Consider the following 24,630-nt stretch of genomic DNA (forward strand, 5'->3'; position numbering starts at 1 on the left):
CTTTAAACCATTTTTGAATATCCCACCACTATCCTCCACGCCATATTTTTATTGAAAAGCCTAAAAAAATGTAATAAAATGGTGACAGGTGGAGAAAAGTGGTGAAAAAGGGTTAAAAAGTGGTGGATATTATCCGATATACCTTTTGAACCACAGATTTAGTTTTGAAAGCTTTATGCGACGCTTAGGTGAGTGCTGATGTTAACTGGTGAATACAGCCATTCAATCGATGCTAAAGGGCGTCTCATCATTCCTTCCAAGATACGAGATGAGCTGGGTGACCAGTTTGCGGTAACGAAGGGACTTGATGGGTGTCTTTTGCTGTATCCGGAAGACAGTTGGGAAGCTTTTACCATGAAACTTCAATCACTCCCTTCATCTAATAGCAAGAGCCGTAAGCTACAGCGTTTTTTCCTAGGTGGAGCACTTGTTACCGAATTTGATAAGCAGGGACGTATTCTTCTTCCTGCTAATCTTCTTGAATTTGCAGGTATGCAAAAAGAGGCAGATGCAGTGGTTGTAGGTGTTGGCAATCATGCAGAGATTTGGAGCAGTACTAAGTGGGAGGAGAACAACTCCTTTGATGATATAGAAGATGTTGCTGAAGAAATGGGTAATATGGGTCTTGATTTCTAAAATGGAGGCAACGCTTGGAATTTAAACATACATCCGTACTTCTTAATGAAGTAATCGATAATCTTAATATTAAGCCGGATGGGATCTATCTGGACGGCACACTTGGAGGCGCTGGGCATTCTTCTCATATAGCAGAAAAGCTCACTGCCGGCGGACATCTTTATGGAATAGATCAGGATGAGGATGCGATCGCGGCTGCAACCAAACGCCTTGAGCCGTACAAGGACAGAGTCACAATAATAAGAGACAACTATGAGAATGCTGTGGCAAGGCTTAAAGAGATTGGAGTTACAGGCGTTGACGGTATTCTTATAGATCTTGGAGTTTCTTCATATCAGCTTGATGCTGCAGACAGGGGATTTAGTTATAAGTATGATGCACCTCTTGATATGAGAATGGATAGAAGACAGTCACTTACAGCCAAAGAGATAATCAATGAATGGCCTGAGACTGAGATTTACCACATTATAAGAGATTATGGCGAAGATAAATTCGCCAGAAATATAGCCAAGCATATTTGTATTGAACGTCAGAACAAAGTAATAGAGACAACAGGGGAACTGGACAGGATAGTACACGAATCTATTCCTGCCAAGATGCGTACTAAAGGGGGGAATCCTAGTAAGCGTACTTTCCAGGCAATAAGGATTGCCTGCAACAGAGAGCTTGATGTTCTTCAGGACTCGCTTGATGGGATGATTGACTTTCTTAATCCAGGTGGAAGATTTTGCGTTATAACCTTCCATTCACTTGAAGACCGTATTACTAAGGTTAACTTCAAGAACAATGAAAATCCATGCACATGTCCACCGGAATTCCCGGTATGTGTATGTGGCAAGAAATCTAAGGGCAAAGTAATTACGAGGAAACCTATTCTTCCAAGCCAGGAAGAACTCGACAGTAACACAAGATCTGCTAGTGCAAAGCTCAGGGTCTTTGAAAAAGTAGCTGATGTTGACGAGAAATAACATGGTCATCCTAGGGGCATACCTAAAAAGGAGGCACTATTAATGAACGAAAGATACAGATATGATTACAATACAGAATATGCTGAAGGCAACACTGTAAGAAGACAAAGAAGAGAACAGGAACAGGAAAGATTTCGTGAGATAAAGGGAGGCCAGAAGAGACGCAGAAAACATATGTCTTTTGGCTATATGCTCTTTCTTTGTGCAGCTATGGTGGCTGTAGCAATAGTTGCTACCGGATATGTATCCCTTAGGATGCAGATCACTAACAGCGTTAATACAATCTCTACTCTTGAGAGCCAGCTCAATGAGCTTAAGCAGGAGAATGATGAGAAGTACAACAAGGCCAGCAGCAATGTAGATCTTGATGAGATCAAACGTATAGCCATGGAAGAATATGGCATGACATATGCTGATGAGGATCAGATCGTAACATACTCTGATGAGGGCGGAGATGATTATGTAAGACAGAATGAAGAGATTCCTCAGAATTAAAATTTGTGATATCATAGTTCTTTGGAACGCCGGGCAGATGAAAAGTTTGGCCGGCGTTTTTCATAGCTTGATTTTTGCTTTGAATATCACATATTTGCTTGATTTATATAAATAGAAAAGATGTAATTGGGGTCAGAATGAAAAAGAATAAAGAACAGCGCTTTACCTGGCGTATGAAGAAAAAACTTCGTGTCATGTTTGTATGTATGATGCTGATATTTGCTCTTCTTTCTGCCAGACTTGTATCTATTACGAGAAATAACGGAGCTGAATATGAAAAGCAGGTTCTGTCGCAGCAGGAATATGATTCCGTAACTCTTCCATATAGAAGAGGCGAGATACTTGATAAGAACGGAACGGTTCTTGCTATGAGCCAGAAAGTATATAATGTAATCCTTGATACCAGAGTACTTCTTGAGAATACTGATGCTGTGGAACCCACGATCAAGGCCCTTGCTGCCCAGTTTGGTGAGTATACTGATGAAGCAACTATAAGGACTTACATAAGTAATAATCCTTCATCTGCTTACTATATAATTGCCAAAGAGCTTCAGTATGATCAGATAGCTCCTTTTCAGGCATATATGACACCTGGAAGTGGGGATTATAACTCAAATATTCAGGGTGTGTGGTTTGAGGATTCATATATAAGATATTATCCAAATGGATCTTTGGCCAGTGATGTTGTTGGATTTACAACTAAGGACAATCAGGGCCAGTACGGTCTTGAAGAATATTATAATGATGAGCTTAATGGTACATACGGAAGAGAATATGGTTATCTTGATGATGACAGTAATCTTGAACGTACTACTATTGCAGCCGAGGATGGTAACAGTATTGTTACTACAATAGATGGCAATATTCAGACTATAGTTGAGAAGTATCTTCAGGACTTTAATGATACCTATAAAGATGCATATCATGAAGGTAATGCTTCCGAGAATGTAGGCTGCATCATAATGGATGTTAATACAGGTGAGATACTTGCTATGGCAAGTTATCCCAGCTATGACCTTAACAATACCAGAGATACATCAGCACTTCTTGGTATGAGAATGGTTGATGAAGATGGCAGTAAGGTGGATCTTGAATCTGAGACTGGTGGTTATATTAATGAGACCAACCTTGCTTCTATGTCCAATGAACAGATTCTTGCAAACTTCAATGCACTCTGGAAGAACTTCTGTATCTCTAATACTTATGAACCGGGATCTGTATATAAACCATTTACGGTTGCTACAGGACTTGATAGCGGAAGTATAACCGGTAATGAAGTATATGAATGTGATGGATCACTTGAAATTGGTGGATACAAGATCAGATGTCATAATAAATATGGTGATGGTCAGGTTTCTGTATCAAGATCTATTGAGATATCCTGTAACGTTGCTCTCATGCAGATAGGTCAGGCGATAGGATCTGATACTTTTGCAGGCTATCAGCATGCTTTTGGATTTGGACTTAAGACCAATATAGATCTTGCTGGAGAATCAAGAACCGCAGGACTTGTATATTCTGCAGAAGATATGGGACCTACAGAACTTGCAACAGGTACATTCGGTCAGGGCTTTAATGTCACTATGATAGAGACTATAGCAGGTTTTGCTTCGCTTATTAATGGTGGATATTATTATCAGCCTCATCTTGTTAGTAAGATCGTATCTCCAAGCGGAGCAACTGTTAAGACGATAGAGCCAAGGATCATCAGACAGACAATATCAGAGTCTGTTTCAGATAAGATAGTAAGCTATTGTAATGAAGTTGTAGCCGGAGACGAAGGTACAGGTAAAACTGCGAGACCTGCCGGATATATGATAGGCGGTAAAACAGGTACTGCAGAGACTATTCCGAGAGATAAGACCAACTATGTTGTATCATTTATGGGATATGCTCCTTCTGATGATCCTGAGATAGCTATCTATGTTGTTGTAGACAGACCTAATGCTCAGTATCAGGATGATGCCAAGTATGCTACAAGAATAGTAAGAAAGATTCTAACTGAGGTTCTTCCATATCTGCACTATCCTATGACAGAAGAGCTTACAGAGGATGAACAGGCTGAGCTTGAAGCTCTTAATTTGAGCGGATATTCTACCACTACAGATGAAACAGCAACTTATGATTCAATAGAAGATGGTAATGCGACAGATCAGACTGGTGAATCGAATGTCGACGAGCTTGATGAATCTCAGATAGGTTCAGAAGGTGTTCCGATGGAGGATGGTTCACAGGATGAGAGTAGTGAAGGAGATGAGGCTGCTGATGAAAGCAGTGATGACTCTTCAGAGGCTGGATCCAAGATATGGGAATCATTTGACGTTGATCCTGAGACGGGTTATTATATTGACCCGGATACGGGCGAATTGATCGATCCTGAGACTGGTAATACGGTTGGAGGCGGAGAATCTTCTCTTCCTGATACTACTGCTAATACACCAACTGAAGAGGATGGCCCGTAAGTAGTCACAGATATTCATGGATTTATCTCTGATGAGATATAGTCTGTAACCTTGGTCCATGAATAAATATATATAATACTTTTTTGGAGATGTAGTCATGACTAATGAAGTTTTATTTAAATATCTTGTAGGACCTGTCCTTGCTGGATGGATACTGGCACTTATAGCAGGTAAGATAATAATTCCGATTCTTAAAAGTCTCGGGATCAAGGATTCTGAAAGAGAAGAGGGCCTTGAATCTCATAAGAAAAAAGCAGGAACGCCCCTTATGGGAGGAATCATATTCCTTCTTCCAATGCTTATAGTTACCATTCCTTATGCTGTCAAAACACCTAAGATGTGGGCTGTTATAATTCTGACACTTGGCTTTTATATAGTTGGCTTTATTGATGACTATATCAAGGTTGTAATGCATAGAAACCTTGGCCTTAGAGTATGGCAGAAGCTCCTTTTACAGTTCATAGTAATGGTAATATTCGTTCTTTTTGTTAATAATACTATCGAAGATTTTTATTCTATGTACATTCCTTTCCTTGGGACTGAGGTTGATCTTGGATGGTTCAATATTCCATTTCTGTTTCTTGTAGCTCTTGCAACAACTAATGGAACTAACTTTACAGACGGCGTTGACGGACTTTGCGGTTCAGTCACAGCAGTAGTCGCAACATTTTTTGCCATAGTAGCTATGATGACTACAAGCGAGATTACACCTGTAAGTGCGGCTCTTCTTGGAGGCCTTCTTGGATATCTGTATTACAATGTATATCCCGGTAAGGTATACATGGGAGATGGCGGATCACTTGCAATTGGCGGATATGTTGTAGCCATAAGTTACCTCACAGGACTTACTCTTTGGATTCCTATTGTTGGAATCATATATGCAGTAGAAGTTATATCAGTTGTAATGCAGGTTGGTTATTTTAAGATCACTCATGGCAAAAGAATCTTCAGAATGGCCCCGATTCATCACCATTTTGAAAAGGGCGGTTGGTCAGAGACAAGAGTAGTTAATGCTTTTACGACAGTGACTGTTATTGCAGCACTTATAGGCCTTATAGCTATCAAGTGGTAAAAAAGAGTACATATAGTAATTGTGAAAATTAGATTGTTTTAATATATGTAGTTGATGTATATGGAGGATTTACAAATGGATTTAAAGGACAAAAAGGTACTCGTTATAGGAACAGGTTTGTCGGGGATAGGTTCTGCTCATCTTCTGTGCAGTGCAGGCGCTTGGCCGGTTCTTCTTGATGAGAATGAGAAAACAAATGAAAGTGATGTAAGAGCTAAGCTTGAGCATGATGCAGATAATGTAAGGATTGTCATAGGTAAGCTCCCTGAAGATCTTGCAAGCGAGATTGTGCTTGTGGTACCAAGTCCGGCTGTTCCACTTGATACAGATACTATCACTTATTTTAAGAATAAAAATATTCCAATTTGGAGTGAGATTGAGCTTGCATACAATTTTGCAAAGGGAAAGCTTATTGCAATAACAGGAACTAATGGCAAGACTACAACTACAACACTTGTTGGCGAGATAATGAAGGCATATTTTAAGGATGTATATGTTGTTGGTAATATAGGACATTCATATGCCCTTGAAGCTTTAAATATGACTGACGAGAGCGTTACTGTAGCTGAGATAAGTTCTTTCCAGCTTGAAGCTGTTGAGAACTTCCATGCTAATGTTTCTGCGATACTTAATATTACTCCTGATCATCTTAACAGACATCATACTATGGAGAATTATGCAGGATGTAAGGAGAATGTAACTATTAATGGAACAATGGAAGATACCTGCGTACTTAACTATGACAATGAGTATACAAGGGAATTTGCAAAAAGATGTCCTTCAAAGGTAGTTTTTTTCTCATCCCATGAAAAACTGGAAAAAGGCTTCTATCTTGAAGGCGACGAGATATATCTTGCTGGGGATTTGGAGCCTGTTCGTATCATGAATATTCATGATATGAATCTTGTGGGCCTTTGCAATGTGGAAAATGTTATGGCAGCAATTGCCATGGCTATGGCTATGAAAGTTCCTATGGCAACTATACTTAGAGTAATACATGACTTTAAAGCAGTTGAGCACAGAATTGAGTTTTCAGGAACCAAGAACGGTGTAGACTATTACAATGATTCAAAAGGAACCAATCCTGATGCGGCTATTCAGGGAATAAAGGCTATGTCTAAGCCGACCTTCCTTATTGGCGGAGGCTATGACAAGGGCAGCGAATTTGATGAATGGATAGAAGCTTTTGATGGTAAGGTTAAAGAGCTTGTTTTGATCGGCGCTACAGCTGACAAGATTGATGCATGTGCCAGAAAACATGGTTTTAACGCTATTCATCATGAAGATTCATTTGAGGGAGCTCTTAAGTATTGTACGCAGAATGCGCAGCCTGGAGATGCAGTACTCCTTTCACCTGCGTGTGCGAGCTGGGATATGTTCCCAAGCTATGAAGTAAGGGGCAAGATGTTCAAAAGCTATGTTAATTCACTTTGACTTATAAAGCCTATGGAGGGGGACTGGTTATGATGGATGCTCAGGAGAGAGTAAGGGCGAGATTTAAAAAGACCTATTATGTCAACTACGGTCTCATTTTTATAGTGTTGTTCCTCCTTGTTTTCGGACTTATCATGCTTTTGTCCACTAGCTCTTATGAAGCTAATCTCAAGTTCGGAAATGCGTGGTACTATTTTAAAAGGCAGGCAGGATCTACTGCTTTGGGTCTTGCGATCATGCTTGTAATATCTTTTTGGCCCAATTATAAGATTTACAAAAGGTTCACCATACTTGCTTATGCAGGAGCGTGCGCTGCACCATTCTTGGTAAAAACATCTCTTGCATACTCTGCAAATGGTGCTACAAGATGGATCAGGATTTTTGGTATATCCATTCAGCCTGCAGAGATTAGTAAGCTTCTTATGATAATATTCCTTGCTGGATTCGTATCTCAGCTTGGTAAGCAGGTTTCGACTAGAAGGGGATTTGTTATAACTCTTGGAATGTCGCTAGTTCCGGCATTTTTAGTATATTCTCTTACCAAGAACCTGAGTTCTGCTCTTATCATTGTATGTATAGCAGTTGCAATGTTATTTGTATCCTGTCCTGATTATAAGAGATTTATACTTCTTGGAGGAAGCGGATTAGCAGTTGCGGCTTTTGCTGTATATTATGCTATATCATCGTCATCTGATGGACTTAACTTCAGATTTAAACGTATTCTTGCGTGGCTCCATCCTGAGCTTTATTCAAGCGGAACAAGCCACCAGACGATTCAGGCTTTATATGCAATTGGCTCAGGAGGTCTTTTTGGAAAAGGCCTTGGAGAAAGTATGCAAAAGCTTGGTTTTCTTCCTGAAGCTCAGAACGATATGATCTTTTCAATCATATGTGAAGAGTTGGGACTGTTTGGAGCTATAGCTATCATCATAATGTTCATGCTTCTTATATGGAGACTTAAGCTTGTTGCTGATACTGCAATTGATATGTTTGGAGCGCTACTTGTTATCGGCGTTCTTGCGCATGTGTCAATTCAGGTAATTCTTAATATTGCCGTTGTTACCAATAGTATTCCAAATACAGGTATCACACTGCCTTTTATAAGCTATGGCGGCTCCGCTGTAGTTATGCAGCTTGTTGAGATTGGAATTGCCTTAAACGTATCAAGGATATCTTCTGCGGAATATGAATAAAAAGAAAAAAAGACATCCTGCAGGAGCCAAAGCTGTAAATCGGAGCCATGCAGCTAAAGCTAAAATTGCAGGTAATAACAGCCTGGGACAAAGAAGGACTTCAGGAGCTTATATTACGGGATCGTCAAAAGGGACGGGAGCTTCTTATGGAAGCCCAAAAAGAAGCAGTGCATCTTCTGGTAGAAAAAGACCTTCTTCAGTTTCTTCAAATGGCAACAAAAAGAAAAACTTAAAGCATAAGACAAGAACAAGACAAGGAACGTATAAAAGCGCTGCGTCAAGACCAAGACTTGTGGAAAATAGCGGCATAAGGCCTTATGGGAATGATACAGTAAATAGCAGCTATTACAGACAAAATGAGAGAATAGAATACCAAAACAGGAAGCCTAAAAAACCAAAGGTTACGCCAGGTGAATTTTTAAGGCTTCACAAAAGTATACTTATCCTATTTTTTACTATATTTTTGGTATGTATCATAGGGCTTGGTGTTCTTCAGTATATAAGAACTCATTATAAGGTAAAAACTGCAAATGTAGTTGGAAATACCTATTATACTGATGAAGAGATTCAGGATATGGTTATGGATGGAATGTTTGCACATAACTCACTGTTCCTGAGCTTTAAATATCACAACAAGTCTATTGGAGATATACCTTTTATAGAGAAGATCACAGTAGATATAGAATCGGCTGACACGATAAATATTCATGTATACGAAAAAGCGTTGGCTGGTTGCATAAGCTATCTGGAAAACTATATGTATTTTGACAGAGAAGGAATAATTGTAGAAGGCTCGTCAGAACTGCTTGACGGAGTTCCTGTGGTTAAGGGACTTAAGTTCGACAGAGTGGTCTTGTACGAAGCTCTTCCTGTTGAAGACAGCAGCATTTTTGCTGAAATACTGGATCTTACTCAGCTTCTTGCCAAGTATGATCTTCATGCAGATCAGATGTACTTTGATTCTGCTTATAATGTGTATCTGTATTTTGACAATATTGAAGTTGTTATAGGTTCGGAAGAAAATATTGACGAAAAAGTGATACAATTACCTTATATACTTCCATCGCTTGAAGGCAAAAAGGGAACGCTTCACCTTGAAGAATACGATGAAAATACAGATTCAGTAAGATTCGAGGAAGCGACATAAGTTTATATAAACGATGAGCTAAGGCGAATTGAAGTATAAGGCCAATAATAACCTGTATGGGAGCATCAGGCTATGGGAAGGCCGTAATGTTAAATATGTACTTAATTACTCATAATATTAAAAAGATAGTTGCTAAATCCCTCAAAAAATCGTATGATATATAAATGGTAGGGTTTTAAAACTGGACGTGAAGGAGGAGTTGTTTTGCTGGAAATCAAGTCGAATGAGGCTGAAGCTGCGTGCAAAATCATCGTAGTTGGAGTTGGTGGTGCAGGCAACAATGCTGTTAATAGAATGGTTGACGAGAACGTGACCGGTGTCGAGTTTATCGGCATGAATACAGATAAGCAGGCTCTTCAATTATGTAAGGCACCGAAACTTCTGCAGATCGGAGAGAAGCTCACAAAGGGATTGGGAGCTGGTGCTAAACCTGAAGTTGGAGAGAAAGCTGCAGAAGAAAGCGTGGAAGAGATCAACAGCTCACTTAAAGGTGCTGATATGGTCTTTGTTACATGCGGTATGGGTGGTGGAACCGGTACAGGTGCAGCACCTATAGTTGCTAAGGCAGCTAAAGATATGGGAATTCTCACTGTTGGTATTGTTACAAAGCCTTTTAGCTTTGAAGCACGTACCAGAATGCAGAATGCTCTTATGGGAATTGAAAATCTCAAGAATAACGTAGATACTCTTATCGTTATCCCTAATGATAAATTATTACAGATCGTAGACCGTCGTACATCTATGCCCGATGCTCTTAAGAAGGCTGATGAAGTCCTTCAGCAGGCTGTTCAGGGTATTACTGATCTTATCAATGTACCTGGTCTTATTAACCTTGACTTTGCTGACGTACAGACAGCAATGAAGGGTAAGGGAATCGCACACATCGGTATTGGTACAGGAACTGGTGATCACAAGGCTGCAGATGCTGTTAAGCTTGCTGTTGAGAGTCCTCTTCTTGATACTACTATTTCCGGTGCTTCTGATGTTATCATCAATGTTTCAGGTGATATCGGACTTGCTGATGCATCTGATGCTGCAAGTTATGTACAGGAACTTGCCGGTGAGAGAGCTAACATCATATTCGGTGCTGTATATGATCAGTCTCAGTCTGATACATGTAATATTACAGTTATCGCTACAGGAATCGAAGATCGTGCTCAGGCTATGAATATGGCTAAGGCTTCATCTGCTCCTGCAAGACAGGCTGCACCACAGGCAGCTCCGCAGGCTACTCCGGCTGCAAACACAGGTGCAAGACCACAGGCAGCACAGCCATTTGTAAGACCTGTTACAACTAATTCAATTCCGCAGCCAAGACCTTTTGTAAATCCTCAGACAATGACACAGCCAGTGCAGCCAACACAGCAGCCTGCACAGGCAGAGCCTACAGTTGATGCTGAACCACAGACATCTTCAAGGACTTTCTTCCGCAGCGATAGCAGCGTAAGATCTACTGTAGAGCCTAAATCGCTTAAGATTCCTGAGTTTTTACAGAAGAAGTAAATATCTGCGAATCAGAAAACAATTTTAAACGCTTCAGGTGCCTGCATCTGAAGCGTTTTTTAGAAATCAGCAAAATAGAGGGAGGAAACCGCTATGAAATGTCCGTTTTGCGGTAAAGACGAAACAAGAGTAATTGATTCTCGTCCGGCAGATGATAATACATCCATAAGACGAAGACGTATCTGTGACTCATGCGGTAAGCGTTTTACGACCTATGAAAAGGTTGAAACGATTCCTATAATTATAATTAAAAAAGATAATAACAGAGAACCTTATGACAGATCTAAGATAGAAGCAGGTATTCTAAGAGCCTGTCATAAACGTCCTGTTAGTGCAGAACAGATCACTAAGCTGGTTGACAGCGTTGAAGCTGAGATCTTCAATATGGAAAAGCGTGAGATTCCAAGCCGTGAGATAGGTGAGCTTGTAATGAATAAGATGAAGGACCTTGAGCCTGTAGCATATGTCAGATTTGCGTCCGTCTACAGAGAATTCAAAGATATCAACACATTCATGGATGAACTTAAGGATGTAATGAATAAAGAGGTTGATGGTTCTTCTAAAGATTCTTAAAACTTAATTATCTTATGGTTTAACCAGGAATATATATCTATTTAAAAGGAGTGGTATTATGAAAAAGAATATTTGGTCAGGAATGGCTGTAAGAAGAGGACTTGCAGCTGTATGCGCCCTGGCAATGTCAGCTACTATGATGGCTGGATGCGGCAAGAAAGATGAAGCATCAGGTACTGATGCAGCTCAAAGCGGATCTGAGCAGGCACAGAGTGCTTCTGAGCAGGCACAGAGTGCTTCTGAGCAGGAACAGAGTGCTTCTGAAGAAGTATTTACAGTGGGTATCCCCCAGGATCTTGATAGTCTTGACCCACATATCGCACAGTCTGCAGGAACAAGAGAAGTTCTTTTCAATATTTTTGAAGGCCTTGTTAAGCCTGATGAAAATGGTAATCTTAATCCTGCAATTGCTTCTGAATATGAAATTTCAGATGATGCTACAGAATATACTTTTACTATACGTGATAACGTACTTTTTCATAATGGAAATACTGTTACCGCAGATGATGTAGTTGCTTCGCTTCAGCGTTATAAGGATACAGGTGCTTCTATATTCGAAGATGTTGCATCTATCGAAAAGGTTGATGATACACATGTTAAGGTGACACTTAGCACCGGTAATACAGAGTTTCTTAGCTATTGTACAGTTGCGATCATGCCTAAGGATATAGAAGATGCTGAAACTAATCCTATTGGAACAGGTCCTTACAAGTTCGTATCACGTACAGCTATGGAGAACCTTGTAGTTGAGAAGTTTGATGATTACTGGGATACAGATAATGCAGCACACATAAAGAATGTTGAATTCAAGGTAGAAGCTAATCCTGATAATATCGTAGCAGATCTTGAAGGCGGTTCAATCGATATGTATGCACGTGTTACAAGCAGCCAGGCAGGTCAGCTTTCAGACTCTTTTGACATATATGAAGGAGAGATGAATCTGGTTCAGGCACTTTATGTTAATAATGCTGTAGCACCTTTTGACAATGAGCTTGTACGTCAGGCTCTTTGCTATGCTATAGACCCTCAGGAGATCATGGATTTCGTATCTGACGGTGCCGGAGTAGAGATTGGATCAGCTATGTTCCCTTCATTCGGTAAATATTTTGACGAGTCACTTAATGACACTTATAATCAGGATGTAGATAAGGCTAAAGAGTTACTTGCACAGGCTGGTTATCCTGATGGATTTACATTCACAGTAAAAGTTCCTTCAAACTATACACCTCACATTGATACTGCAGAGGTAATTGCTGAGGAGCTTGAAGCAATCGGAGTTACAGTTAAGATCCAGAAAATCGAGTGGAATACATGGCTTGAAGATGTATATGGTAATAAAGATTATGAAGCTACTGTAGTAGGCTTTGATGCATCAACACTTAATGCTTCTGCTCTTTTATATCGTTATACTTCTGATGCACACAACAATATGTTCAATTACTCCAATGCTGATTATGATAAGGCTTTTGCTGCAGCACAGGCTACAGTTGATGATGCTGAGCAGGTAGAGTATTATAAGGAATGTGAAAGAATTCTGTCAGAAACAGCGGCAGCTATATATATCCAGGATCTTCCTGAGTTCGTAGCTCTTAATAGTAAGTATACAGGTTATACTTTCTATCCGCTTTATGTACAGGATATTGCAAAGATAAAGCTTGCGGAGTGATCTGAAAAATCTGACATGTGAAAGGGTCTGACTTTTTGGAAGTCAGACCCTATTTTTAAGGAGATAAATCTTACAATAATACGATTTTTGATTTATCCTATTATAGATTTAAAATTGTCCTGGAGGACGAAGAAGTGAAGTATATCTTAAAGAAAGCCGGAATGATGCTGTTAACATTATTTGTAGTATCAGTTCTGGTGTTCCTTGCTTTTAACTTAATACCCGGAGACCCTGCTACAAGGATCCTTGGAATAGAGGCTACAGAGAATCAGCTTGCAATTCTAAGAGAAGAAATGGGTCTTAATGATCCTCTATATGTGCGCTATTTCAGATGGGTATGGGCTTTTATTCATGGTGATCTTGGACAGTCCTATTCTTATGGCAGCGTATCAGAACTTATACTTGATAAGATACCGATCACTATATGGCTTGCTATTATGGCATTCATCCTTATGATAGTCATATCTATTCCGCTTGGAATATTTACAGCAAGGCATGAGGGCGGAACCATAGATAAGGTGGTTGTAGTACTTGATCAGATCATTATGGCTATACCTCCTTTCTTTTCCGGTATTATCCTTACTCTTGTGTTCGGACTCACACTTCATCTGTTCGTACCGGGCGGCTTTGTATCTTATAAAAAAGACTTCTGGGGTTTTATCGAATATCTGATATTTCCTGCAATAGCCATAGCTCTTCCCAAAATTACAATGAGCGTCAAGCTCCTTAGAGGAAGTGTTATAGATGAAATTTCCAAAGATTATACAAGAACAGCATATAGTAGAGGCAATACAACAAGAGGTGTTCTATACAGACATGTACTTAAAAATGCAATGATACCTGTCATCACCTTTATGGGAATGGCACTTGCTGACATGGTCAGCGGTTCGATCGTAATTGAGCAGGTTTTTAATATCCCTGGGCTTGGACGTATGCTTCTTACTTCGATCAATAACAGAGATTATCCTGTTGTTGAAGCAATTATAATGGGAATTGCGATTTTGGTAATGGTTGTGAATTTTATTGTAGATATTATATACAGACTGGTGGATCCTAGAATTGAAACTATTAAAGATTAAATTAGGCAGTGATAAAAAAATTAATTCATTCCTTTTATGGGGGATTATCCTTACAGGTATAATGCTCCTTATAGTTGTTGTCGGAATGTTCTGGACTCCATATGATCCTACTAAGATGAGTGCCTCAGAAAAGCTTCAAGGCATATCATTAAGGCATATTCTTGGAACGGACAATAAAGGAAGAGACATCTTCAGCCGTGTAATGTACGGAAGCAGGATCACTCTTTTTATTGCATGTGGGACTATGATCATAGGTGCAGGAGTAGGAACTATACTTGGTGCTATAACAGGATACTTTGGCGGATTTGTTGACGAAGTATTCATGCGTGTTGTAGATGCCATGCTTGCATTTCCTTCGATACTTCTAGCCCTTGTTATAGTCAGTCTTTTTGATTCAGGTAACCTGGTAGTTATGGTGGCCCTTGGTATTGCTTTCATTCCAAGTTTTGCCAGAATAGTAAGATCTGAAGTTCTGCGTTGCAAGAGCATGGACTATGTAGAAAATGCAAGGATTCAGGGAGCTTCTGATCTTAGGATCATATTCAGGCATATCATGCCTAATATAAGAGGCGTATTATGGTCATCCATCCTTATAGGATTTAATAATGCGGTTCTTGCTGAAGCTGGCCTTTCCTATCTTGGAATAGGCTCCCAGCCTCCCTATGATAGTCTTGGCAATATGCTTTCAAGCGCTCAGCAGTTTATGATCAAAAATCCTTTATGTGTTCTTGGACCGGGATTTGCAATAGTCTGGATGGTTCTTGGATTCTCATTTTTGGGAGAAGGACTTAGAAAGAAAGCATAAAAAATTGTAGAAAGAAGGCCTTGCATACATAAGACAGGGCCGGAGATTATTATGAGTAGTAGTGATAATTTCGAAGTGATTTTGTCTGTAAATGATCTTCATATAGAATTTCATGACCATAAACAGCCCCAGACAGCAGTAGAAGATTTTGATCTTGAGCTGTCCAAGGGTGAAATAGTCGGAATAGTTGGTGAATCCGGCTCAGGTAAGAGTCTTAGTGCACTTGCTATAGCCGGCCTTCTTAGCAGACATGATATGTACAAGAGCGGACGTATTATGTTCGAAGGAGAAGATCTTCTTACCTGTAATCGTCATAAGTTAAGAACATTTCAGGGAGATGAGATATCAATGATATTTCAGGAGCCTATGACATCTCTTAATCCTGTCAAAAAGATAGGATGGCAGACTGAGGAGAGTCTCAGGATCCATCATCCTGAAATTGACAAAAAAGAAAGACGATTAAGAGCTATAAATATGCTGGCCAAGGTAGGACTTCATGAACCTGAAAGGGTATATGAGATGTATCCTCATGAACTTTCAGGAGGAATGAGACAGCGTGTCATGATAGCTGCAGCCATGATAGGTCATCCCAAGATACTTATAGCCGATGAACCTACAACAGCACTTGATGTTACAGTTCAGGCACAGATAGTAGAACTTTTAAAGACTATTAACAAAGAAGAAGGAACATCTATCATATTCATATCACATGATCTTAGTCTTGTAAGGCAGATATGTTCAAGGGTTCTTGTAATGCAAAAGGGTGTAGTTGTTGAAAGTGGAAATGTAAATGAAATATTTACAAGACCTAAAAATATGTATACAAGAAAACTTATAGCATCAATACCAAGTGTTGATCTTGAATCTGGCAAAAAGAGTAAGAAGTAGATAAGTAATCTGTCAATGGTGATTTTTACAGCTTGAAGAATTTGTTACAGATAATTCACGATGTAATTATAATAATCTATTAAAAAGAGCGTTTTATATGAATGAATGGAATGAAAAGGCAATTGAGATCAATGATTTAAGTGTATACTATGATAAGCGCAGAAAGAGTATCTTCGAAAAAAAAGGAAAAATAAAAGCGCTTAAAAATGTGTCACTTACTGTATATAAAGGTGAAGTTCTTGGGCTTGTAGGTGAGAGTGGAAGCGGTAAATCTACGCTTGCCAGAGCTATTATGGGAATAAATAAGGATTATACCGGTTCTATTGTCAAAACAGATGAATATCCCCAGATGATATTTCAGGATCCGTACGGAAGTCTTAATCCTGCAAGAACCATTCACTGGATCTTAAAAGAGTCTCTTAAAGTAGACAGGAAGCGTAAGTGGACTGATGAAGAGATGGAAGAGAGAATAAAGAATGTCTGTGAGCAGGTTGAACTTCCCGTGGACTATATAAACAGATATCCGTCCCAGCTTTCAGGCGGGCAGAGACAGAGAGTCAGTATTGCTCTAAGTCTTATGCAAAATCCCAAGATACTAATAGCTGATGAACCTGTATCAGCACTTGATGTTACTATTCAGGCACAGATACTTGAACTTCTTGACGGACTTCATAAAAAGCTGGATCTTTCGATATTGTTCATCTCGCATGATCTTAGGGTAGTGTATAATCTGTGTGATCATGTTGCTATTATGAAAGACGGGGAGATTGTTGAGTACGGAGTAACTGATGAGATATACAGAAATCCTTCATCAGATTATACCAAGACGCTTCTTAGATCCGCTGGAATTGTCTGAATCTAATAATTATTTAACCTGGAGGTTTTGTGAAACATTATTTATATCCGGATGCTACTGCAAAGTCATCCTATGACATACCTTACGAAGAATTATATAAGCTTGGATATCGAGGTGTTATATATGATATTGATAACACACTCGTTCCTCATGGAGCTCCGGCTGATGATAGGGCAATAGCTCTTTTTAAAAGACTTAAAAGCATAGGCTTTGACACTGTTCTTATTTCTAATAATAAGGAGCCAAGAGTAAGAACTTTTGCTGATGCTGTAGGAAGCAGATATATATACAAAGCTAATAAACCTATGAAAAAAGGTTATCTTAGTGCAATGAAGCTTATGAACACAAATGACACTAATACATTTTTTGTAGGGGATCAGCTCTTTACAGACGTTTGGGGAGCAAAAAGAGTAGGGATCAAATCGTATCTGGTTGATCAGATTGACAAGAAGGAAGAGATACAGATTGTCATCAAGAGACGCATTGAATGGATTGTATTATTTTTTTACAAAAGATATATAAAGAAAAATGGTTGTAAATGGCCTGATATTGGGAGGAACTAAGCTTGAACGAAACTGATGGTAAGACTTTAACCTGCGGACTACTGGCACATCCTGCCGGACATACACTTTCACCGCTTATACATAACAGCCTTGCTGATATGACTGGCAAGAATCTTGTCTATGTTCCTTTTGATGTCGATCCGGAAAATGTGGGAGATGCTGTTAAGGGAGCTTTTGCTCTTAATATTCTGGGAATGAATGTAACCGTACCGCACAAGGAAGCGGTAATTCCTTTTCTTAAAGAAATAGATCCTCTTGCTAAAAAAATCGGAGCTGTAAATACTCTTGTAAGAACTGAGGATGGAACAGGTTATAAGGGCTATAATACTGACATGACAGGCCTTAAGAGATCTCTTTTAAACCAGAACATATCTATTAAAGGCCAGAAGGTAATAATCCTTGGAGCAGGCGGAGTTGCAAGAGCTGTAGCTCTTCTTATGGCGACAGAGGGTGCTGAAGTTATCTATATCCTTAACAGAACCGTAGAAAGAGCTGTAGAAGTTGCAGATGAAGTAAGTCAGAAAGTGCCTGGTAGCAGACTTATAGCACTTCCCATGGATCAGTACGATAAGATCCCTAAGGACAGATACCTTTGTATCCAGTCAACATCCGTTGGCATGCATCCAAATAATAACAAGGCAATAATTGAAGACCCGGAATTCTATAAACTGGTGCATACAGGTTATGACATCGTTTATCGTCCTATGAATACTAAATTCATGCAGCTTGCAACAAAAGCAGGTGCTAAGGTTTACAGCGGTCTTGAAATGCTCTTATATCAAGGAGTTGATGCTTATGAGCTCTGGACAGGCTGCTCGGTAAAAAAGGAGCAGTGTGATAAGGTTTATAAGGCAATGTGCGACAGCCTTGAAAATGAGAAGAATGTAGTCCTTGTAGGATATATGGGAAGCGGTAAATCTACTGTTTCCAAAATACTTGCGGATAAACTCTCTTATGAGAACCTTGATACAGACAGCCTTATAGAAGAGACTTATGAAAGTTCGATCTTTGATATATTCGCATCAAAATCGGAAGCTGCATTTAGAGATATGGAAACAAGGCAGCTTGAAGTTCTTACCAAAGAAAAGCATGACGGACTTGTACTTGCAACTGGAGGAGGCCTTCCGCTTAGAGAAGTTAACAGAAGACTTCTTTCAAAGCTTGGCAGAGTTGTATATCTTAAAGCATCTCCTGATGCAGTATATATGCGCATAAAGGGAGATACTACAAGACCGCTTCTTCAGGTTGAAGATCCAAAAGCCAGGATCAAAGAGATGATCGATCAAAGAAATGAGTTCTACGAGCTTGCAGCTGATATAGTAATAGATACTGATGGAAAAGAACCTTTAAATGTTGCAGATGAGATAATAAAGATGCTCGGGCTGTGATATCAGGTGAAGATCCAGAAGCAAATAAAGAATATCAGGGTAAAGAAAATCAGTAATAAAAGAAATTAGTAGTAAAAGAAATTAGAAATAAAAGAAAACAGTAGTAAAAAGAAATTGGTAATAAAAGAGACTAGAAGAAAGAGTAAGAGAAAATCATATGAAGATTTTAGTAGTTAACGGACCTAATCTTAATTTTCTGGGTATTAGAGAGAAAGCTGTTTATGGCGATCAGAACTATGATTATCTGATCGGTACAATAAATGATAAGGCAAGAGAAGTTGGAGCAGATGTCGAATGTTTCCAGTCCAATCATGAAGGTGCGATCATTGATAAGCTTCAGGAAGCTTATTTTAACAAGACAGATGCAATTATTATTAATCCCGGAGCTTATACGCATTACAGCTATGCGATACATGATGCATTAAAGAGCCTTGAACATATTTATAAGATAGAGATTCATATATCGGATATAAATGCAAGAGAATCTTTCAGAGCTAACTCTGTTACTGCTCCTGCATGCGATGAGCAGATAGTAGGACATGGTCTTAAGGGATATCTTGAAGCTATTGATCATGCTATAGCGCATTCCAAAAATTAGGCTTGTTAATATATAATATGTTGACAAAATAGCCTTTATTAGTATAAACTATGATGTGTTGTTTAAGAAAGAATTGTTAAATTGGATTAGTGAGCCCATTATGGCACAAAATCCAGTTTGCTTTTATATGTTATTATCAGGAGGATTTTATGGTTACAGCCAGTGATTTCAGAAATGGTGTTACAATCGAGGTAGATGGCAAGGTCTGCCAGGTCATCGAGTTCCAGCACGTTAAGCCAGGTAAGGGCGCAGCTTTTGTTCGTACAAAGCTTAAGGATATCATCAACGGTGGTGTTATCGAGACAACTTACAGACCTACTGAGAAATTCCCTCAGGCTCATATTGAGAGAAAAGACATGCAGTATCTTTACAATGATGGAGATCTTTACAACTTCATGGATACTGAGTCTTATGAGCAGATCGCTGTAAATCAGGATATTGTTGGCGATTCAATGAAGTTCGTTAAAGAGAACGAGATGTGCAAAGTTAATTCCTACAACGGAAGCGTATTTGCAATCGAGCCTCCTCTTTTTGTAGAGCTTGAGATCACAGAGACAGAGCCTGGTTTCAAGGGCGATACAGCAACAGGTGCTACAAAGCCTGCTACAGTTGAGACAGGTGCACAGGTATCAGTTCCGCTGTTCGTTAACCAGGGTGATGTAATCAAGATTGATACAAGAACAGGCGAGTACCTTTCAAGAGTTTAATGCTCAGTACCAGTCTTATATTCTCTGAATATTAATATGTCTGTAAGGCAATAGGATTATCTTTTGGGATAGTTCTATTGCCTTTTTTGTTGTCTGAAATTCTAAAACGCATGAATGGTTTGCATCTAAAACATGTAAATGAATTAAAGTATGTAAATGAATTAAAGTGTGTAAATGAATTAAAGTGTGTAAATGAATTAAAGTGCGTAAATGAATTAAAGTGCGTAAATGCATGAAAAGGGCGTAAATGCCGTTCGTGTAAATGAATGCAAAGACTGTAAAACAGTATGTAAAAAGTTTAAATAATTTTTGGAGAGTATAAATTATGGAATTTAAATCATTTTGTGAGCAGATAGTATCTTATATGTCAGAGAAGTACCCGGAGAGCAAGGTAAGCATCAGTGAGATAAGCAAGAATAATGGTGTTACCTATAACTGCCTTAATGTGAATACACCCGGAACCAAGATTTCAGAGGTTATATATTTAGAACCTATGTATGAAGCATTTAAGGATGGAGCCAGCTTTTTGGATATCATTAACAGGGTAGAGATCGCAAGGCTTGGAAGTAAGGACAAGAATTTTGATGTGGACTACTTTAAGGATTATGACAAGGTGCGTGACAGAATAATGGTAAAACTTATCAATTATGATAAGAATCTTACGATTCTAAGCGGTATGCCACATAGAAAGCTTATGGATCTTGCGATCACATACTTCTGTTGTGTAGGTGATAAGATATCAGAAGGGGTTATAATGATTAAAAATGAACATGTGGACATGTGGAATATCAAAGAGGAAGATCTCTATGAAGCAGCATGTACTAATGCTATTAAAAAGAACGATTATGAGCTTCTTCCGCTTATGAACGTCGTTAATAATTCACTTGGTATTAGCCAAGAAGAGGGAGACTTTGAGGATTCACTGGAAGAGGATAATCTGTCTTTTCTTAAGATACTGACTAATAATGACAGAACCTATGGAGCTGCTACATTGGTAAGTCCCGGACTTCTTTGTGCTCTATCTCATAAATATGACAGTAATTTTTATATTTTACCTTCTTCTGTTCATGAACTTATACTTATGATAGATGATGATGACAAGTTTGATAAAGATAAGGCGGCTGAACTTTATGATATGGTCAGATACGTAAACATGACGGAAGTTGAAACAGAAGATGTCTTATCTGACAACGTTTATTATTATGACAGGGCTAAAGACGAGGTCTTTGAGTATTACGAAATAGCGTTAAAAACTGGACTTGCGTAAAAAAACATGGACATGAATGGCTTAATATGATATTATACATTGGTGCGTAATAAATTTGTAACATTTAAGGTCCCGGAGTAAATTCGGGACCTAAGAATAAGTGGGAATGACTCCTGCACCCGTAGTCTAATGGATAGAACGAAGGCCTCCGACGCCTTTAATGCAGGTTCGATTCCTGTCGGGTGCATTATTATATAGATTTATAAATGACAGCTATTAAGTTTCATGGTGATGTATAAGGCACTTATCCAAGATTAATATAGTAAATAAGAGGTTACATTGAAATGATACGTAAAAATGATAAAAATAAGCCGGAAGCTTTTCGTAAAAGTGAGTTTAATCTTGCCACTTATATAATTGATAATAAAAGAATCGTAATGCCAGCTTTCTTGGTTGTATGTCTACTTATTACCATTCTTCTGGCAGCTCGTGCCGGTAAGAATGATAATCAGACTGCATCAGTTAGTGCTTCAACAGCGTCTACTTCTTCAGATAGTGTTATGACTGCATCTGCTGTCGAAAGCAGTACAGCTGATGCTATAGAAGTTGAGATGGAAGAGGATGCATATCCGGAGATCACAGCTCTTATCAAGAAGTTTTATGATGCTCAGGCAACTGGTGATATGGATACCATTAATGCTATCACAGAAGGTCTTACAGAGCCCGCTCTTATCAGATATGAAGTATCTGCACAGTATTATGAGAAGTTTGATGCTATCAAGGTCTATACCAAGAAAGGCCCTGAAACAGGAGCATATGTAACATACGTTTATTTTGAACTGTATTTTGATGGATTTGATCAGCAGGTACCCGGACTTCAGACTTATTACATCAGAACCAATGAAGATGGTGAATATTATCTGTATTTTGGTGAGCTTGATGATGAGATCATTGAATATATCGAAGCTTTAAGTGTTCAGGACGATTTTATAGATCTTAGTAATGAAGTAGCTGTTAATTACAATACTATGATTGAAGAGAATGCTGAGCTTAGCGCATTCCTTACTAACTTCTCAGAAGAGGTTAATAAGAGCGTAGGTAAGGAAGTTGCATCTGCAACAGCGGCTTCATCAGGAGCTTCCACTGATGCATCGAATGAAGCTGCATCAGATGATTCTGCTGCAAGTGCAAGCACAGCAGATCAGAGCACTGAAGAGACAACTGAAGAAGTTGAAGAAGAAACACAAAGTGGTACAGTCATAATAGAGGCAACAACAGTTGTTAAGATAAGAAGCTCAGACTCAACTAATGCTGATGTACTTGGAAAGACAGAGGTTGGACAGCAGTTCACACAGATAGAGGCTCTTGCAAATGGCTGGAGTAAGATAGAGTATGATGGCGGAGAAGCCTATGTTCGTACCGAGTATTTTGAAGTGGTTTCTGAAGAAAGTGATGATAGTACTACAGAGACTGATACTACTTCAGATACTGAAGATTCAAAGACAGAAGATACTGACGATTCTTCAGATAGCAGTGCTGTAACAAGTACAGGAACCTATCATGTCAAAGAGACAGTACGTATCAGAAAATCTGCAAGTACTGATTCTGAAATCCTTGGAAATGCTTACCAGGGAGATGAGATAAAGGTTACTAACTATCGTGCCGATGGATGGTGCGAGGTTGAATATAACGGCATAAAAGGTTATGTAAAGACAGAATATCTTACAAAATAATAATTGATTTTTACTATAAGGATCGAGTCATCGTTCCCAAAACATTTGGGAAAATTGATCAAAATTGTCACAGATTAATTTAGATCAATATACTTGACTCGATCTTTGTGCAAAATGATGGATAATAACTTTTAGAGCGTTGACGTTTTAGTGCAATAAAGCGTATTGAAATTTTTTAATTAAGGTAATATAATAATCCACAGATGTGGATGAGAATTGTATATATGAATACAATTATTCATGCATGCGATTGTATCAATGGCTGATACGATCATAATATTGAACTTATGACAAAGGTGTCTGCACAATGGAGCGTAGAGATCATTAGATCTTTATTGCTCTTTTTTTATAAAATAATAAATTTCAAGTTAAGATTAGATTTCAAACTTTGGAATTGCAGATGAAAAAGTTGTTGTTGGGATTTGATTTTGCTTGTTAGATTATTTTTTACGCGATATACGCGGGAAGGAGTATCAATATGTCATATGTAGACGAGATTTACGACAGAGTCGTAGCACAGAATCCAGCACAGCCTGAATTCCACCAGGCAGTTAAAGAGGTACTTGAATCTCTTAGAGTAGTTATCGAGGCTAACGAAGATGAGTACCGTAAGGAAGCTCTTCTTGAGAGACTTACAACACCCGAGAGACAGATCCTTTTCAGAGTACCGTGGGTAGATGATAAGGGCCAGGTACAGGTTAATAATGGTTTCCGTGTACAGTTCAATTCAGCTATCGGACCTTACAAGGGAGGACTTCGTTTCCATCCTTCAGTAAATCTTGGTATCATCAAGTTCCTTGGTTTCGAGCAGGTATTCAAGAACTCACTTACAAGCCTTCCTATCGGCGGTGGTAAGGGTGGTTCAGACTTCGATCCTAAGGGTAAGTCTGATAGAGAAGTTATGGCATTCTGCCAGAGCTTCATGACAGAGCTTTATCGTCACATTGGAGCTGATACAGACGTTCCTGCAGGAGATATCGGTGTAGGTGGACGTGAGATCGGTTATCTCTATGGTCAGTACAAGAGAATCAGAGACGTATATGAAGGCGTTCTTACAGGTAAGGGCCTTTCATATGGCGGATCACTTGCTCGTACACAGGCTACAGGATATGGTCTTGTTTATATCACAGATGAACTTCTTAAGGACCACGGAACAAGCTTTGAAGGCAAGACAGTAACAGTATCAGGTGCTGGTAACGTTGCTATCTATGCTATCGAGAAGGCTCAGAGCCTTGGTGCTAAGGTTGTTACATGTTCTGATTCTACAGGTTGGATCTATGATCCTGAAGGAATCGATGTAGAACTTCTTAAAGAGGTTAAGGAAGTTAAGAGAGCACGTCTTACAGAGTATGCTGCACAGCGTTCATCTGCTGAATATCACGAGAAGAAGGCTGGCGAGCACGGTGTATGGACAATTAAGTGTGATGTAGCTCTTCCTTGCGCTACACAGAACGAGCTTGATCTTGACGATGCTAAGGCACTTGTAGCTAACGGTGTATATGCTGTATGTGAGGGTGCTAACATGCCTACAACTCTTGATGCTACTAAGTATCTTCAGGAGAATGGTGTACTCTTCATCTGTGGTAAGGCTTCAAATGCTGGTGGTGTTGCTACATCTGCTCTTGAGATGAGCCAGAACTCAGAGAGACTTTCATGG

Annotated in this window: 22 protein-coding genes and 1 tRNA gene; all 23 read left to right on the top strand. The window is 39.1% G+C overall.

Annotated elements, in window-relative coordinates; all coding sequences use genetic code 11:
- Positions 1-198 precede the first annotated feature (198 nt).
- Positions 199-636, top strand: coding sequence for a division/cell wall cluster transcriptional repressor MraZ (gene mraZ, locus K6G87_RS01950; RefSeq protein ID WP_296833138.1), 438 nt, complete (start codon positions 199-201; stop codon positions 634-636).
- Between the two features lie 14 nt (positions 637-650).
- Entirely contained in the window at positions 651-1,604 is a 954-nt protein-coding gene (rsmH, locus tag K6G87_RS01955; RefSeq protein ID WP_296833140.1) for a 16S rRNA (cytosine(1402)-N(4))-methyltransferase RsmH, read from the top strand.
- A gap of 42 nt (positions 1,605-1,646) precedes the next feature.
- On the top strand, positions 1,647-2,099 hold the full coding sequence (locus tag K6G87_RS01960) for a cell division protein FtsL (RefSeq protein WP_296833143.1): 453 nt from the start codon (positions 1,647-1,649) through the stop codon (positions 2,097-2,099).
- Positions 2,100-2,236: 137 nt separating this feature from the next.
- The gene (locus K6G87_RS01965; protein ID WP_296833145.1) at positions 2,237-4,561 is read left to right on the top strand and encodes a penicillin-binding transpeptidase domain-containing protein; all 2,325 of its coding nucleotides are present in this window, start codon (positions 2,237-2,239) and stop codon (positions 4,559-4,561) included.
- Between the two features lie 97 nt (positions 4,562-4,658).
- Positions 4,659-5,633: a phospho-N-acetylmuramoyl-pentapeptide-transferase gene (gene mraY / locus K6G87_RS01970; RefSeq protein WP_296833148.1), complete on the top strand. Its 975-nt coding sequence runs from the start codon at positions 4,659-4,661 to the stop codon at positions 5,631-5,633.
- A gap of 75 nt (positions 5,634-5,708) precedes the next feature.
- The gene (murD, locus tag K6G87_RS01975; RefSeq protein WP_296833151.1) at positions 5,709-7,067 is read left to right on the top strand and encodes a UDP-N-acetylmuramoyl-L-alanine--D-glutamate ligase; all 1,359 of its coding nucleotides are present in this window, start codon (positions 5,709-5,711) and stop codon (positions 7,065-7,067) included.
- A 29-nt stretch (positions 7,068-7,096) separates the two neighbouring features.
- Positions 7,097-8,260: an FtsW/RodA/SpoVE family cell cycle protein gene (locus K6G87_RS01980; protein ID WP_296833154.1), complete on the top strand. Its 1,164-nt coding sequence runs from the start codon at positions 7,097-7,099 to the stop codon at positions 8,258-8,260.
- Complete coding sequence (locus K6G87_RS01985) at positions 8,253-9,407, top strand: cell division protein FtsQ/DivIB (RefSeq protein WP_296833157.1); 1,155 nt, start codon at positions 8,253-8,255, stop codon at positions 9,405-9,407. The genes K6G87_RS01980 and K6G87_RS01985 overlap by 8 nt, the downstream gene beginning before the upstream one ends.
- A gap of 204 nt (positions 9,408-9,611) precedes the next feature.
- Complete coding sequence (gene ftsZ, locus K6G87_RS01990) at positions 9,612-10,910, top strand: cell division protein FtsZ (protein ID WP_296833160.1); 1,299 nt, start codon at positions 9,612-9,614, stop codon at positions 10,908-10,910.
- A gap of 93 nt (positions 10,911-11,003) precedes the next feature.
- Positions 11,004-11,483, top strand: a complete 480-nt coding sequence (nrdR, locus tag K6G87_RS01995) for a transcriptional regulator NrdR (RefSeq protein ID WP_296833162.1) — start codon at positions 11,004-11,006, stop codon at positions 11,481-11,483.
- A gap of 58 nt (positions 11,484-11,541) precedes the next feature.
- Complete coding sequence (locus K6G87_RS02000; RefSeq protein WP_296833165.1) at positions 11,542-13,149, top strand: ABC transporter substrate-binding protein; 1,608 nt, start codon at positions 11,542-11,544, stop codon at positions 13,147-13,149.
- Positions 13,150-13,283: 134 nt separating this feature from the next.
- Positions 13,284-14,228 (top strand): ABC transporter permease, encoded by a 945-nt coding sequence (locus tag K6G87_RS02005; RefSeq protein WP_296833167.1) that lies wholly within the window; start codon positions 13,284-13,286, stop codon positions 14,226-14,228.
- Positions 14,209-15,033, top strand: a complete 825-nt coding sequence (locus K6G87_RS02010; RefSeq protein ID WP_330669680.1) for an ABC transporter permease — start codon at positions 14,209-14,211, stop codon at positions 15,031-15,033. The genes K6G87_RS02005 and K6G87_RS02010 overlap by 20 nt, the downstream gene beginning before the upstream one ends.
- A 51-nt stretch (positions 15,034-15,084) precedes the next feature.
- Positions 15,085-15,921 carry an ABC transporter ATP-binding protein gene (locus tag K6G87_RS02015; RefSeq protein WP_296833170.1) on the top strand — a complete coding sequence of 279 codons (837 nt, stop codon included), beginning with the start codon at positions 15,085-15,087 and terminating at the stop codon, positions 15,919-15,921.
- A gap of 97 nt (positions 15,922-16,018) precedes the next feature.
- The gene (locus K6G87_RS02020) at positions 16,019-16,777 is read left to right on the top strand and encodes an ABC transporter ATP-binding protein (protein ID WP_296833173.1); all 759 of its coding nucleotides are present in this window, start codon (positions 16,019-16,021) and stop codon (positions 16,775-16,777) included.
- Positions 16,778-16,806: 29 nt separating this feature from the next.
- Positions 16,807-17,340, top strand: a complete 534-nt coding sequence (locus tag K6G87_RS02025) for a YqeG family HAD IIIA-type phosphatase (protein ID WP_296833176.1) — start codon at positions 16,807-16,809, stop codon at positions 17,338-17,340.
- A 2-nt stretch (positions 17,341-17,342) separates the two neighbouring features.
- A complete protein-coding gene (gene aroE, locus K6G87_RS02030; RefSeq protein WP_296833178.1) occupies positions 17,343-18,728 on the top strand; it encodes a shikimate dehydrogenase in 1,386 nt (461 codons plus the stop codon).
- 157 nt (positions 18,729-18,885) lie between these two features.
- A complete protein-coding gene (locus K6G87_RS02035; RefSeq protein WP_296833181.1) occupies positions 18,886-19,326 on the top strand; it encodes a type II 3-dehydroquinate dehydratase in 441 nt (146 codons plus the stop codon).
- Between the two features lie 149 nt (positions 19,327-19,475).
- The gene (gene efp / locus K6G87_RS02040; RefSeq protein WP_296833184.1) at positions 19,476-20,033 is read left to right on the top strand and encodes an elongation factor P; all 558 of its coding nucleotides are present in this window, start codon (positions 19,476-19,478) and stop codon (positions 20,031-20,033) included.
- Between the two features lie 325 nt (positions 20,034-20,358).
- On the top strand, positions 20,359-21,300 hold the full coding sequence (locus K6G87_RS02045) for a DUF5688 family protein (protein WP_296833187.1): 942 nt from the start codon (positions 20,359-20,361) through the stop codon (positions 21,298-21,300).
- 115 nt (positions 21,301-21,415) lie between these two features.
- A tRNA-Arg gene (locus K6G87_RS02050) sits at positions 21,416-21,487 on the top strand.
- Positions 21,488-21,584: 97 nt separating this feature from the next.
- A complete protein-coding gene (locus K6G87_RS02055; protein ID WP_296833190.1) occupies positions 21,585-22,973 on the top strand; it encodes an SH3 domain-containing protein in 1,389 nt (462 codons plus the stop codon).
- A gap of 478 nt (positions 22,974-23,451) precedes the next feature.
- Positions 23,452-24,630 (top strand): NADP-specific glutamate dehydrogenase (gdhA, locus tag K6G87_RS02060; protein WP_296833193.1); only part of this gene is annotated, 1,179 nt, incomplete at its 3' end.

Source organism: Butyrivibrio sp. (assembly GCF_024699075.1).